At 64.8% G+C, this 13,516-nt stretch carries 10 protein-coding genes and 2 pseudogenes; 9 read left to right on the top strand and 3 right to left on the bottom strand.

What is annotated here, in order from left to right; genetic code table 11:
• From AC5RWX_RS23320 to AC5RWX_RS23300, 5 genes and pseudogenes are all read left to right on the top strand, one after another.
• Positions 1 to 190: pseudogene (locus AC5RWX_RS23320) on the top strand (ABC transporter permease); the annotation flags it as partial.
• 2 nt (positions 191 to 192) lie between these two features.
• Positions 193 to 1,182 carry an ABC transporter permease gene (locus AC5RWX_RS23315; RefSeq protein WP_494098674.1) on the top strand — a complete coding sequence of 330 codons (990 nt, stop codon included), beginning with the start codon at positions 193 to 195 and terminating at the stop codon, positions 1,180 to 1,182.
• Complete coding sequence (locus AC5RWX_RS23310; RefSeq protein WP_494098673.1) at positions 1,179 to 3,413, top strand: dipeptide ABC transporter ATP-binding protein; 2,235 nt, start codon at positions 1,179 to 1,181, stop codon at positions 3,411 to 3,413. The genes AC5RWX_RS23315 and AC5RWX_RS23310 overlap by 4 nt, the downstream gene beginning before the upstream one ends.
• Before the next feature lie 52 nt (positions 3,414 to 3,465).
• Positions 3,466 to 5,187, top strand: coding sequence for an ABC transporter family substrate-binding protein (locus AC5RWX_RS23305; RefSeq protein WP_494098672.1), 1,722 nt, complete (start codon positions 3,466 to 3,468; stop codon positions 5,185 to 5,187).
• Positions 5,188 to 5,388: 201 nt separating this feature from the next.
• A complete protein-coding gene (locus AC5RWX_RS23300; RefSeq protein WP_494098671.1) occupies positions 5,389 to 6,459 on the top strand; it encodes a Gfo/Idh/MocA family protein in 1,071 nt (356 codons plus the stop codon).
• Here AC5RWX_RS23300 and ald read toward each other — a convergent pair.
• Positions 6,456 to 7,574: an alanine dehydrogenase gene (ald, locus tag AC5RWX_RS23295; protein ID WP_494098675.1), complete on the bottom strand. Its 1,119-nt coding sequence runs from the start codon at positions 7,572 to 7,574 to the stop codon at positions 6,456 to 6,458. The genes AC5RWX_RS23300 and ald overlap by 4 nt on opposite strands.
• 232 nt (positions 7,575 to 7,806) lie before the next feature.
• On the opposite strand from ald, the gene AC5RWX_RS23290 reads away from it, so the two are divergent.
• Positions 7,807 to 9,024 (top strand): PucR family transcriptional regulator, encoded by a 1,218-nt coding sequence (locus AC5RWX_RS23290; RefSeq protein WP_494098670.1) that lies wholly within the window; start codon positions 7,807 to 7,809, stop codon positions 9,022 to 9,024.
• 66 nt (positions 9,025 to 9,090) lie between these two features.
• Here AC5RWX_RS23290 and AC5RWX_RS23285 read toward each other — a convergent pair whose 3' ends face one another.
• Positions 9,091 to 9,543, bottom strand: a complete 453-nt coding sequence (locus AC5RWX_RS23285; RefSeq protein ID WP_494098669.1) for a helix-turn-helix domain-containing protein — start codon at positions 9,541 to 9,543, stop codon at positions 9,091 to 9,093.
• Positions 9,544 to 9,634: 91 nt separating this feature from the next.
• Between AC5RWX_RS23285 and AC5RWX_RS23280 the strand changes: the two genes are divergently transcribed.
• The gene (locus tag AC5RWX_RS23280) at positions 9,635 to 10,417 is read left to right on the top strand and encodes an alpha/beta fold hydrolase (RefSeq protein WP_494098668.1); all 783 of its coding nucleotides are present in this window, start codon (positions 9,635 to 9,637) and stop codon (positions 10,415 to 10,417) included.
• 36 nt (positions 10,418 to 10,453) lie between these two features.
• On the opposite strand, the gene ptsP is transcribed toward AC5RWX_RS23280, so the two are convergent.
• Entirely contained in the window at positions 10,454 to 12,139 is a 1,686-nt protein-coding gene (gene ptsP / locus AC5RWX_RS23275) for a phosphoenolpyruvate--protein phosphotransferase (RefSeq protein ID WP_494098667.1), read from the bottom strand.
• 162 nt (positions 12,140 to 12,301) lie between these two features.
• Between ptsP and AC5RWX_RS23270 the strand changes: the two genes are divergently transcribed.
• Entirely contained in the window at positions 12,302 to 13,030 is a 729-nt protein-coding gene (locus AC5RWX_RS23270; protein ID WP_494098666.1) for a TetR/AcrR family transcriptional regulator, read from the top strand.
• An 83-nt stretch (positions 13,031 to 13,113) separates the two neighbouring features.
• Positions 13,114 to 13,516: pseudogene (locus tag AC5RWX_RS23265) on the top strand (PTS mannose transporter subunit IIA); the annotation flags it as partial.

Genomic DNA, 13,516 nt, shown 5'->3' with positions numbered 1-13,516 from the left:
GGGGGTATTATGGGAGGTTTTTATTTTTCCCTGCCCCGGTGTTGTATCTTGGAGCATCGACGCCATCTCGCTCCAGGATGTCAACGCCGCTACCGCCACGCTGGCCTACGGTTCCGTTATCTTCGCCCTGGGGGCCATCCTGGCGGACTTCGCCACCACCCTCGTTGACCCGAGAGTGCGGGTGCAGTAGCCATGACCAACCTCAACGCCGTTGACCCGGCCGCCGTCGCCCAGGACGCGCACCTGGAAAACGCCGATGTCATCATCGGCAAGAACACCATCATTATCCGCCGCTTCATGCGCAACAAGACGGCCGTGACGGGCCTTGCCATCTTCCTGGCCCTGACGGTCTTCTCCTTCGTAGGTGGGTACTTCACCACCTGGGACAAGGAGACCATCGATCCGTTCAACATCGGGATGCCTCCCTCGGCCGAGCATTACCTTGGAACGTCCCAGGCAGGCATCGATCTCTACGCCATGACGGTCGAAGGCACCAGGATCTCCATCCTGATCGGCCTGATCGTGGGGCTTGTCTCTGTCCTCATTGCCGCCGTCTATGGGTGCACCATGGCCTACTTTGGTGGCAAGGTGGACAAGGTGATGCTCTTCATCCTTGAAGCGCTCATCATGATGCCGGCACTGCTGGTGGTTGCGGTAGCCACCAGCGGCGGAGGGGAAGGCCTGAAGCGGGACCTGCCCTCCTGGTTGCTGCTGATCATCGTGCTGTTGGTCTTCAGCTGGATGGGCACGGCCAGGCTGATCCGGTCGTTGTCAATGTCCCTGATGCAGCGGGACTACGTCAAAGCCGCGCAGTACATGGGCGTCCCCCCGCGCCGGATCGTCTGGCGGCACCTGGTTCCCAACATCGGCTCGCTGCTGGTGCTGGACATCACCCGCGGCGTCACCGGCGCCATCCTCGCGGAGGTGGCCTTCTCGTTCATCGGCATCGGCATCAAAGTTCCGGACGTCAGCCTGGGCGTGCTCATTGGCGGCGCCACATCCCAGGTGCAGACCTTTCCCTGGATGTTCTGGGTGCCGCTGACTGTGATGTTCCTGCTCACAGGTTCGCTGGCCATGATGAACGACGGACTGCGCGACGCCTTCGACCCCAGCTCCAGCTCAAGTGGCAGCGCCAAGAAACGCAGTGCCCTGAAAACCCGCATTAGGGGGAAGTCCTCATGAGCAGCGAAATTGCCGCCGGGCCTGCGGAACAGCCCCAGTCAACGGTGGAAAGGCTGCACGTCGCAGGCCTGCACGCCGCCACGGACGCCGTCCTGTCCGTCCGGGACCTGAACGTCCGCTTCAACACCGAGAACGGCGTAGTCCACGCCGTCCGGGGCGTTGATTTTGACCTCCTGCCCGGTAAGACGCTGGGAATCGTGGGAGAATCGGGGTCCGGCAAATCCGTGACGTCCCTGGCTGTCATGGGGCTCCTCCCTACCACGGCGGAAATATCCGGGTCCGTCAGGCTCAAAGGCAAGGAGCTGCTGGGCCTCAGCGACAAAGCCATGTGCGAGTACCGCGGCAATGAACTGGCCATGGTCTTCCAGGATCCGCTGTCTTCCCTCACGCCGGTGTACACCGTAGGCACCCAGATCGTGGAAGCACTCACCATCCACAACCCCACCATGAGCAGGCATGCAAAAGAAGCCCGCGCCGTCGAACTCCTGGCCATGGTGGGCATTCCCAGCCCGAAGGACAGGCTGAAGGCCTTCCCGCACGAGTTCTCCGGCGGCATGCGCCAGCGGGTGATGATCGCCATCGCAATCGCGAACAACCCGCGCGTCCTCATCGCTGATGAGCCGACGACGGCCCTGGACGTTACCATCCAGGCCCAGGTCCTGGAGGTGCTGCATACCGCCCAGGAGGAGACGGGCGCCGCCGTCGTGATGATCACGCACGACCTGGGCGTGGTGGCCGGGATGGCAGACGACATTGTGGTGATGTACGCCGGCAAACCCGTGGAGACGGGCGCGGTGGATGACATCTACTACAACCCGCGGATGCCCTACACCATGGGACTGCTCGGCGCCGTGCCGCGCGTCGACGTAGCGGAGAAGTCGTCCCTGGTCCCCATCGAGGGCATGCCGCCCAACCTGATCCACACGCCCACCGGATGCTCCTTCGCGCCCCGCTGCCCCCTCGCAACCGATGCCTGTCTCGAGGGCGAGCCGGCGCTGGCGGCGGTACCCGGAAGTGCCCTTCACCGCGCCGCCTGCATCAAATCCGGATCCCTGGGCGGCGACGTCGACGTCCACGACGTCTTCTCGGCCCCGCCGGTGGCGGTGTCCCGCTTCGATGCCATTCCGCGCGGGGAACGCTCCACGGTCCTGCAGCTCAAGGACGTGCGCAAGCACTTCCCCCTGACCAAGGGTGCGCTGCTGAAACGCCGGATCGGCACCGTCAAAGCCGTGGACGGAGTCAGCTTCGACATCCGCGAGGGCGAGTGCTTTTCGATCGTGGGCGAGTCCGGTTCCGGAAAGACCACCACCCTGCTGGAGATCATGGAGTTCCACAAGGACCAGGATGGCGAGGTGACGATTGGCGGCATCAGCAACAAGCAGGCTGCCGATGCCCGGACCAAGAGTGCCATGCGCCGCGAAATGCAGATGGTCTTCCAGGATCCCACCGGCGCTCTGGATCCGCGGTTCACGGTATACGAGGTGCTCGCCGAGCCGCTCCAGAACGCCGGGATGGACAAGCAGGCCATCAGGAAGCGCATCATGGAACTGATGAAGCTGGTGGGCCTGCAGCCGGACCACGTCAACCGGTTTCCCAACCAGTTTTCCGGCGGACAGCGCCAGCGCGTCGGCATCGCCCGTGCCCTGGCCGTCAATCCGAAGCTGGTGGTCCTGGACGAACCCGTCTCCGCGCTCGATGTTTCCGTCCAGGCCGGGGTAATCAACCTCCTGGACAGGCTCCGTGCCGAGCTGGGCCTCAGCTACCTGCTGGTGGCGCACGACCTTTCGGTGGTCCGGCACATCTCCAACCGCGTGGCGGTTATGTACTTGGGCAAGATTGTGGAGATCGGTGAGGTGGACCGGGTGTTCGACAACCCCCGCCACCCCTACACCCGGGCCCTGCTCTCGGCCATCCCGGTACCGGACCCACAGGTGGAGCGGACCAGGGAGCGGATCATCCTGCGCGGCGACCTGCCCTCCCCGCTGGACGCCCCCAGGGGCTGCAATTTCGCCACCAGGTGCCCCGTCTTCGCGGCCCTGCCGCCCGCTAAACAGGAAAAGTGCCTCACCTTGGAGCCCCCGCTGGAACCGGTGGCACCCTCGGCAGCGGCCCAGGCCCTCACCGCCCAGCCACTGCCGGCCCTGGACCAGCGTTTCGCCTGTTTCTTCCCCGACGGGGAACTGGACGAGGACATGCTGGTAGTCCACGAACCGGACCACCATGCACCTTAAGTTTTTCACACACATCACCAGCATCACCACCTGCAATAACGAAGGGAACACCATGAGGAAACTGAACAAGATCGGCGGAGCGGCGGCCATTGCTGCTGCTCTGGCGCTGACTGCCTGCGGCGGCGGCGGTGGCGGGGCCACAGGGCCGGAAACGGCAAAGGGGCAGGAGGCAGGCAGCGACCTGTCCAAGCTCATCAGCATTAACGAAAAGCCCGCCGCAGATCTTGAACAGGGCGGCAAGGTCACCCTTCCGCTGGGCAACATCGGCCCGGACTTCAACGGCTTCTCGAACAACGGCAACAGCGCCGACAACTCTGCGTTGATGGCACCGATCAACCCGGTCGCGGTCTCGGGTGGCGGTATCGGCGGTTGCTGGAAGGTCGACTTCATTGGCAAGGCCACGCCGAACAAAGACTTCTGCGAATCCGTGGAGAGCGAGATGGTGGACGGCAAGCAGACCATCACCATCAAGATCAACGAAAAGGCCACCTACAACGACGGCACCCCCATTGACGTCAAGGCCTTCCAGAACACGTGGAACATCTTGAAGAGCCCCGATGCAGGCTACGACATTGTCACGTCCGGAGCCTACGAATTCGTTGAATCCGTAGAGGCCGGCAGCAGCGACAAGGAAGTCATCGTCAAGACCAGCCAGCCGGTTTACCCGCTGGAGGACCTGTTCTTTGGCCTGATCCACCCCGCCGTCAACACCCCGCAGATCTTCAACGAGGGCTTCAACGGCGAAATGCACCCGGAGTGGATGGCGGGCCCGTTCAAGCTGGACCAGTACGATACCGCTGCCAAAACGGTAACCCTGGTGCCCAACGAGAAGTGGTGGGGCAACAAGCCGGTCCTGGAAAGCGTAGTGTTCCGCCAGCTTGAGACCAGCGCCCAGATCGCCGCCTTCAAGAACGGCGAAATCGATGGAATGTCCGCCAACACCATCGCCCTCTATAAGCAGCTTGAGGGCACCAAGGACTCCGAAGTCCGACGCGGCCAGCGTCTCTTCGCCGGCGGCATGAACATCAACGCCCAGAAGATCACCGATGTTGCAGTCCGCAAGGCGATTTTCGCGGCAGTGGACCGTGAGGCCCTCCGCAAGGTGCGTTTCAACGGCCTGAACTGGGAAGAGCCAAGCTCCGGCTCCATGATGCTCCTGCCCTTCTCTGAGTACTACCAGGACAACTACCCGGTGAAGGAAACCGGTCCCGATGCTGCCAAGAAGGTCCTGACCGACGCCGGCTACACCGCGAACGCTAACGGCATCATGGAGAAGGACGGCAAGCCCGCTGCCTTCAGGATCAGCAACTTCGGTGACGACCCCACCACCCTTGCATTCACCCAGACCCTGCAGAAGCAGCTTCAGGCCGGCGGCATGGATGTAGGCATCGATCAGCGCGCCTCCGCCGACTTCGGCAAGGTGATCGGTGGCCGCGACTTCGACATGAGCGTCTCCGGCTACACGGTTGGCGCGGACGCCACGTCTGCTGTCAAGCAGTACTACGACTCCAAGACCAACGAAAACCAGCTGGGCGATGCCGAACTGGACAAGAAGATCGCCGATCTGGCGTCCATCGAGGACAACGCCGAGCGCAACAAGGCGGCAATGGAAGTTGAAAAGGAGCACATGGCGAAGTACTTCTCCATGGGCGTGGTGATGAACGGCCCGCAGATCTCCTTCGTCCGCACGGGCCTGGCCAACTACGGTCCGTCCCTGTTCCAGAGCCTGTCCCAGGTTCCGGACTGGACCACCCTCGGCTGGGAAAAGAAGTAACAGCCCGCCCCAGCTGAAAGCAACTGAATAACCAAACGGTGAGGCCGGCATCTCTTGGAACATTAGGGTTGCCGGCCTTCGCCGTGCCCCGCCCCATTCTCCCCGAACGCTCTCTCACATACCGCCGCATTTTTTCGGAAGGCTCTCTCACCTTTCGCTGTTCCGGGGACTGGCGGACACGTGCGGGAGTACCGTAGCCCTATGACTGACTCCGCCGCTTCACGCATCATCCGCACGGCCGTCGTCGGCTACGGCCTGTCCGGCAGCGTCTTTCACGCGCCCTTGATCGGGACGGACGGACGCTACTCGCTGGACGTGATCGCTACGTCCAGTGTGGAGCGGCAAAGGGAAGCCACTGCCCGCTACCCTGGGGTGAGGACAGTGCACGACGGCATTGCTGTCCTGGAGCGTGCTGCTGGCCTTGACCTCGTGGTCCTGGGCACCCCGCCCGCCACGCATTACCCGCTCGCCAAGGCAGCGCTGGAGGCGGGCCTGGACGTGGTGGTGGATAAACCCTTCGCGGTGACCAGCGAGGAAGGACAGGAGCTTATTGCCCTCGCCCAACAACTCGGGCGGGTGCTGACGGTGTTCCAGAACAGGCGGTGGGACGGTGACTTCCTGACGCTCCGAAAACTCCTGGCGGCCGACGCCGTGGGGAAAGTGACCAGGTTCGAGTCGCGGTTCGAGCGCTGGTCCCCTGCGATAGCCAAGGCCTGGAAGGCGCACGCCACCGCCACGGACGGGGGCGGCGTCCTGTTTGACCTTGGCAGTCACCTGATCGACCAGGCGCTCCTGCTGTTTGGTCCCGCGGCGGTGGTCCATGCAGAGCTCAAGGCACGGCGCGCGGACGAGCGCGCGGATGACGACGTCTTCCTGGTGTTGCGGCACGACACCGGGGTACTGAGCCACCTCACGATGAACATGCTCTGTGCGCAGCAGGGCCCCCGGTTCCGCGTGCTGGGCTCCGTAGGCGGCTTCACCAAAAACGGTGTGGACCCGCAGGAGCCTTACATCGTTGCGGGCGGCAGCCCCCTGGACGCGGAGTACGGCGAGGAGGCGCCGGAGTGGGCAGGGCTCCTGGGCCGCGACGGCCATCTGGATGCCCTCCCCACCGAGCGGGGCGCCTACCCCGAGTTCTACCGGCTCCTGGCGGACAAAATCCTCGACGGCGGCGCCACCTCACCCCTGCCAGTCCCGGTAGATCCCGCAGGACCGGTGGAAGTCCTCAAACTGATAGAACAAGCACGCGAACTGGCTTCTGCGCGGAGTTAAGCCGTGACCAGTTCGTGCCAGTCCGCTACGAGGGGCAGGTCGTGCGCTTCGGACACCGAGTGATGGGCTACATGGCCTGCGGCGATGTTGAGGCCGGCGGCGAGGGCAGGGTCGCGGTCGAAAGCGGCCTTGACGCCGAGGTTGGCCAGGGACACGGCGTACCGCAACGTCACGTTGGTCAGGGCGTAGGTGGAGGTGTTGGGGACGGCACCGGGCATGTTGGCCACGCAGTAGAAAATGGTGTTGTGGACCTTGTACGTGGGTTCCTGGTGCGTGGTGGGGTGGGTGTCCTCGAAGCAGCCGCCCTGGTCAACCGCGATATCCACCAGGACTGAGCCGGGCTTCATGCGGGCCACCAGGTCGTTGGTTACCAGCTTGGGGGCCTTGGCGCCGGGGATGAGGACGGAGCCGATCACCAGGTCGGCGTCCACCACGGACTTTTCGATCTCGTAGGAGTTCGATGCCACCGTCTTGAGCCGGCCCTGGTACTGGGCGTCCAGCTCGCGCAGGCGGTTGATGTTGATGTCCATGATGGTGACGTCCGCGCCCAGGCCCAGGGCCATGGCGGCCGCGTTGGTTCCGGCAACGCCGGCACCCAGGACAACCACCTTGGCCGGCCGGACGCCGGGTACGCCGCCCAGCAGCACGCCCTTGCCGCCGGCGGGGGCCATCAGGGAAGCGGCGCCCACCTGCACGGAGAGCCGGCCGGCTACCTCTGACATGGGGGCCAGCAGCGGCAAGGTGCGGCCTTCCTGGACCGTCTCGTAAGCGATGGCAGTGACGCCGGAGTTGACAAGTTCGCGGGTGAGTTCCGGCTCGGCGGCGAGGTGGAGGTAGGTGAAGAGGATCAGGCCCTTGCGGAAGCGGTGGTACTCGGCCTTGATGGGTTCCTTGACCTTCATCACCATATCCGCGCGTGCCCAGACGTCGTCGGCGTCGTTGACGATCTCGGCGCCGGCAATGGCATATTCCTCGTCCGTGATGCCGGAGCCCAACCCTGCGCCGCGTTCCACCAGCACTGTGTGGCCGTGGTTGCGGAATTCGTGGACACCGGCGGCCGTGATGGCCACCCGGAATTCGTTGTTCTTGATTTCTTTGGGGACACCGATGATCATCGTGGGCTCCAGGTTCTCGGCTGGTAAGCCGGAAAGTGCGGAAAGATTCTGTGTTTCCACGATAAATCCGTTGTGAGCCAGCTGACACGGAGGGCCAGCGGCGGGCAGACGACAGACCGCGCCATTCCGCGGAATTTATCACGAACGCATCGACAATTGTTCACCGCATGGGCGTCAGGTGTCGCCTCATGTCCGTTCGTTCAGGCTGCCAGAAAAGCAGTAGTGTTGGGCCATGCAGCAGGGCGTGGAGCAATTGGTCGAGCAGGTGGCCGAGAAGCTGGGGCGGGGCTTGTCCCTGGAGGACCTGGACGGCGTGCTGCTCGCTTACAGCTCCAACCAGTCCCACGCCGACCGTGTCCGCGTAAACTTCCTGCTCAGCAAGAAGGTGCCGGCCGATGTCAGCGCCTGGCAGCTGTCCCACGGAATCGCCACCGCCGTCCGCCCCGTGGTGGTGCCCGCAAACCCGCATCTTGGCATGCTGGGGCGGGTCTGTGTTCCACTGATGGTCCGCGGCTTCCGCGTGGGTTATCTCTGGGTGCAGCAGGACTCCGTAGAAGAGAGCCCGACGGCGATCCTCACCCAGCTTCCCGCAGTTGCCAACGAACTCGAGATGCTCTCCGGGCTCCTGCTCGATTCGAACACCGCCGAATCCGAATTCCGGCGGGGGCGTGAGCGGGAATTCCTGTCTGCCTGTGTCGGGGAAGTTCATGCGGTGGCGGCAGTGGCAGGGTGGAAAGAGGTTCAGGGCCGCGGGCCCTGGCAGATGGTCACAGTGCTGGACGCCGACGGGTGGGCGGGTGGTCCGGATCCCATCGCCTCGACCCTGATCCACCGCTCGGCAGCGCTTCAGGCAACGGTGGGTGTTGATGCTGCCCTCTTCAGTGCCGGCACGGAGACCCACTCCGTGGTGCTGTTCCGCGAGTCATCGGGCCGCGCAAACCACGCCCAAGTCTTGGTCCACTACCAGCTTGAGCTGGCCAAGCGGTCCGGGCGGCCCGTCCACCGCATCATCCTGGGGCTCAGTGAAGGGTTTGCCCGGCCGCGGGAGCTCGGCGAGGCCTACCGGCAGTCCAAGCTTGCCGCGCAGGCTGCTGCGGTGGATCCGCAGCTCGGGGAACTGGTGGACTGCCGGTCCACCGGTGTTTATCAGCTGCTGGCCTCGGCCGGGGGAGGGGCGGGCACGTGGGCTGACTCCGGGTCCGTGTACTTCCGCATGCTCGAGGACCACGACCGCAACGGCGAACTGATCCCGGTCCTGGAGCTGCTGTACGACAACGACGGTTCCGTCCAGGACGTGGCCGCGAAACTCCACCTGCACCGGAGCAGCATTTACAACCGGCTTGGCCGGATCCGCCAGTTACTGGGCGTGGATCCGCTGAAGGGGATGCCCCGCCTGGAACTCCACGCGGCCCTCAAGATGCGTCGCTGGGCTCTTCGGCCCCGAATCTGAGCAGTCAAGAATCTGAAGCACCCGGGATCTGCGGCAGCCGGGCCCCAAAGCAGGCAGGGCCAGGAGTTACGCGTCCTTGGCGTGGCCCTCGGCAGCCTGGTTGCCATGCGCCAGTTCCCCGGCGGCCTGGTCCGCAGTCGCCTTTTTCTGCCGGTCCTTCTTCTGCCCCTCCAGCCACGCCATGATGGCCGCCAGGGGAATCCGCCGGTGGCTGCCGCGGTACTCCACGGGGATCTCGCCGCGGTCGGTCATGTTGCGCAGGTAGGTGTGCGAGATTCCCGCCAGCTCTGCAGCCTTGGACGTGGTCAACATTTCCTCCACGCTGCTGACGGTCACAGCCTCGCCGCGGCTGAACCGCTGCAGGAGGTCAACGACGGCGTCCCTCGCCAGAGGCGGAAGGCGGTGGACAGTGCCGTCCACGAAAACGGTGATGTCATCGCTGCCGGCCAGGGCCTGCTGCAGCTTTACGGCCTCCTCGGGCGGAAGGGCGCCGGCCATCCTGGGAGCAATCAGTGCCATGGGCCCAGCTTACCGGTGGATCCCCTAGTGCCGGTGTGCTCCGCCCGCCGGTCTGCCAGTGAGCCACGGGCTGCGGCGGTATGCTCGGCTGATGGCATTAACTGGTGGCCGGGACGTTACATCCGGCGGTTTACAGGGAAGGCTCTATGCCTCCGTCCAACCGGCGGAGATGGGAGCCCGGCCTACCTATGTCCTGCTGCACGGCATCGGTGTCTCCCACCGGTACCTGGCCAGGCTGCACCAGGAACTGGCAAAAGCAGCGGACGTCTACTCCTTCGACCTGCCCGGCTTCGGGAAGTCGTCAAAACCCGGACGCCAGATGCAGGTTGAGGACTTCGCAGCCTTCATCTCGGAGGTCCTGGCGGAAGCCGGGGTTTCAAACTACGTTCCAGTGGGCCATTCAATGGGTACCCAGTTTGCAGTGGAACTGGCCCTGCAGGAACCGGAGCGCGTGGCCGGTGCCGTGCTGATGGGTCCGGTGGTAGAGACCAGCCGCAAGTCGGTGGCCAGGCAGGCGATGGCACTGACGCGCGACGCCATGTTCAGCGAGTCCCTGACGTCCAACGCGATCGTCTTCAGCGACTACTTCCGGGCCGGCCCGCGCTGGTACCTGACCGAACTGCCGGTGATGATGGAATACCCCTTGGAAGAACGGCTGGCCGCTGTCAACCAGCCCGTACTGGTGCTCCGCGGAACCAAGGACCCCGTTGCCCGCCGGCCTTGGTGCGTGAACCTCGCAGAGGTGGCCCCGAAGGGAACGATGGCCGAGATCCTCGGCCAGGGCCACGTCTTCCAGCACACTGCCCCGGAAATCGCGGCCCAGGCCGTCAACGGTTGGGTCCGGGCCGTGAACGGGTTCGACGTCACGGCCTAACCGAAACCCCCGCCGGCAGGGCGGGTGGGGGCCGTGTCAGAGCCCCAGTTCCTCCAGGACAGGCAGCTTCTCGCGCACCCACGCCCGCGCCTCGGTGGCACTGGGGGCGGAGAGGGCGAGCTTTGCGAGCTGCTGCGCTTCCTCGAGGGTCACCGTCTTCAGCACCGCCGCCACGGCGGCGAGGGAGCGGGCCGTCATGGACAGCGTGCTAACGCCCAGGCCCGTCAGTACGACGGCGAGCGCCGGGTCCGCGGCAGCCTCACCGCAGACGCCCACGGGCTTGTTGCTGCCCTCGGCGCGTGATCCCTCCACCGTCAGCCCCACGAGGCGAAGGACGGCTGGCTGCCACGGGGTGTTGAGGTTCGCGAGCGGGCCGAGCTGGCGGTCGGCGGCCATGGCGTACTGGGTGAGGTCGTTGGTGCCAAGGCTCGCGAAAGCCACTTCGCGGAGGATGGCTTCGGCAGTGAGGGCAGCGGAAGGAACCTCCACCATCACGCCGGGGGTCTTGATTCCGGCATCTGCGCACATGGAGGCAAAACGGGCAGCCTCTTCCGCCGTCGAGATCATGGGGGCCATGACCCACACGTCCGCTTCGGACTGCTTCTCGGCCAGCGCGATGGCTTCCAGCTGACGGTCCAGGACGCCAGGGGTGGTGAAGTCGGTGCGGTAACCGCGGACGCCCAGGGCTGGATTGGGTTCCGTAGAGTCGGTGAGGAACGGGAGCGGCTTGTCGGCGCCGGCGTCGAGCGTGCGCAGGACAACCTTCTTGCCCGGGAAAGCATCGAAGACGCTCTTGTAGGCCGCGGCCTGCTCTTCGACAGAGGGCTCGGTATCCCGCTCCAGGAAGCAGAACTCGGTGCGGAACAGTCCCACGCCCTGGGCGCCAAGCTTGGCGGCCGCCTCGGCGTCCTTGCCGCCGCCGACGTTGGCGAGCAGCGGCACGAGGTGGCCGTCCGCCGTCGAGCCCGTGCCGCTGAACTCGGCCAGCAGCGAGGCCGTGGCCGCCCATGCCTCCGCTGCGGCACGCAAGGATTCGTCCGGCTCGGAGGTGACAGTGCCGGCGGCACCGTCCAAATACACCTCCGTGCCGTCCGGGAGTTCGTCCACACCGACAGCGGCGACGACGGCGGGAAGGCCAAGGGAGCGGGCAATGATGGCGGTGTGGGACTGGGGCCCGCCGCCTGAGGTCACCAAGGCCAAAACCTTGTTCGGGTCCAGGGTGGCGGTGTCGGCTGGAGCCAAGTCTTCAGCCACCAGGACGAAGGGCGTGCTCGACGCGGGGATGCCGGGCGCCGCGACCCCGCGAAGCTCGGCGACGATACGGGCGCGAACGTCCAGGACGTCGGTAGCGCGCTCGGCCATGTAGCCGCCCAGGTTGTGGAGCATTTCCGAGACGGAGGAGCCGGATTCCCAGATGGCGCGTTCGGCTGATGCGCCGCGGGCAACGAGCTTGGCGGCACCCTTGATCAACATGGTGTCCTTGGCCATCAGTGCCGTGGCTTCCAGGACTGCCTTGCCGTCACCGGTGGCATGGGCGGCACGCGCCTTGAGCTCGTCGTGCACGGCCTGGGCCGCCCCCTTCAGTGCTGCTGTGGCTTCCTCGGCGGTGGTGCCTGCTGCCAGTTGCTCACCGGCGGGAGGCTCGCTGATGGGTTTGGGCATCTGCCGGACGGTGCCGATAACGCGGCCTGGGCTGACGCCTACTCCTGGGAAGTTCTGCACTGAAGGTCCTCATTCTCTGCCGGTTGCCAGGCCCGCCGATATTGTCCGGCGCAATGCCGGGTCCGCCGGAGGACTGCTACGTCCGGAGGCGGAAAACGTGCCTGAAAAAATTGTATGTGATTCAGTTCATATAGCATTGCTATAGGTGCTAGGGTAGCGGTTATGAGTTTGGATGGCCAGCTTCCCCCCAAGGTGCGGCTGCTGCGCGCCGCCGCTGAGCTGTTGGCAAACTCAGCGGGAGCGCCCGTTTCCACCCGCCAGATCACCCAGCTGGCAGGGGTGAGTGCTCCCACGCTGTACCACCACTTCGGTGACAAGGAAGGGCTGTTTGACGCCGTCGTCGCCGCAGGGTTTGAAGAGTACGTTGCGGGCGAAAGGGATTTCGCCGCCTCCGGACAGCCGCTCGAGGATATCCGGAGAATGTGGGACAACCACGTGCAGTTCGGGCTCAACCAGCCGGAACTTTACCTGGTGATGTTCGGCAACATCCGCCCTGAAAACCGCCCCGTCATCGTCGCCGATGCCGAGGCCCTGATGGAGGAAATGCTGAACAAGGCGGCGGTGGCAGGCCAGCTGAACGTCCAGCCCAGGGAGGCTGCCAGGTCCATCCTGGCGGCGAACGTGGGCGTGACGCTGATGCTGATCGCGGAGCCCGCCTCCGACCGGAACCTCGAATTGTCCACCATGACCCGGGACGCCATGATTTTCGCGGTGTCAGCCGAGCCCGCCAGCGGCGCGGCCCCGGGCGACACCGGAAAGTCATCGGTGGTGGTGGCAGCGATCGCCCTGAACGCCGCGCTTCAGGCTTCGCACTCAGACCAGCTCTCCAGCTCGGAACTCAAACTCTTCCTCGAATGGCTTCACCGCATCTCCACCAGCCCGGCCGGCTGAAAAGGGCCAACAGTTCCATCAGTACGTCGTCGTAAGTATCGGACCATCCTGCGGAGCAGCGGGAATGACGGTTAGGAAAGCACATGGCAACAGAGACAGTTGCAAAACCCCGCACCAGCATGCGCGTTGGCGTCCAGAAGTTCGGGACGTTCCTGTCCGGAATGATCATGCCCAACATCGGCGCTTTCATCGCCTGGGGCCTCATCACAGCCCTCTTCATTGAGAAGGGCTGGCTGCCTGTTCCCCAACTGGGTGGCTTCGGCGAGACAAACGGTGTCCCGAACACCGGGCTTGTGGGACCGATGATCACCTACCTGCTGCCGCTCCTGATCGGCTACACCGGCGGCAAGATGGTCTACGACGTCCGCGGCGGCGTGGTGGGTGCCATCGGCACCATGGGCGTGATCGTGGGTGCCGGCATCCCCATGTTCATCGGCGCCATGATCATGGGCCCGCTGGGCGGCTGGACCATGAAGAAGATCGACT

This window comes from Arthrobacter sp. SPT-J7 (assembly GCF_059089965.1).
Note: the sequence above shows the minus strand (reverse complement) of the source record. Positions and strands in the feature narration are given on the sequence as shown.

Coding starts and splice junctions, on each gene's coding strand:
- AC5RWX_RS23305 (WP_494098672.1), top strand. CDS start 3,466: ATGAGGAAACTGAACAAGATCGGCGGAGCGGCGGCCATTGCTGCTGCT.
- AC5RWX_RS23300 (WP_494098671.1), top strand. CDS start 5,389: ATGACTGACTCCGCCGCTTCACGCATCATCCGCACGGCCGTCGTCGGC.
- AC5RWX_RS23285 (WP_494098669.1), bottom strand. CDS start 9,543: ATGGCACTGATTGCTCCCAGGATGGCCGGCGCCCTTCCGCCCGAGGAG.
- AC5RWX_RS23290 (WP_494098670.1), top strand. CDS start 7,807: ATGCAGCAGGGCGTGGAGCAATTGGTCGAGCAGGTGGCCGAGAAGCTG.
- ald (WP_494098675.1), bottom strand. CDS start 7,574: ATGATCATCGGTGTCCCCAAAGAAATCAAGAACAACGAATTCCGGGTG.
- AC5RWX_RS23270 (WP_494098666.1), top strand. CDS start 12,302: ATGAGTTTGGATGGCCAGCTTCCCCCCAAGGTGCGGCTGCTGCGCGCC.
- AC5RWX_RS23315 (WP_494098674.1), top strand. CDS start 193: ATGACCAACCTCAACGCCGTTGACCCGGCCGCCGTCGCCCAGGACGCG.
- AC5RWX_RS23280 (WP_494098668.1), top strand. CDS start 9,635: ATGGCATTAACTGGTGGCCGGGACGTTACATCCGGCGGTTTACAGGGA.
- AC5RWX_RS23310 (WP_494098673.1), top strand. CDS start 1,179: ATGAGCAGCGAAATTGCCGCCGGGCCTGCGGAACAGCCCCAGTCAACG.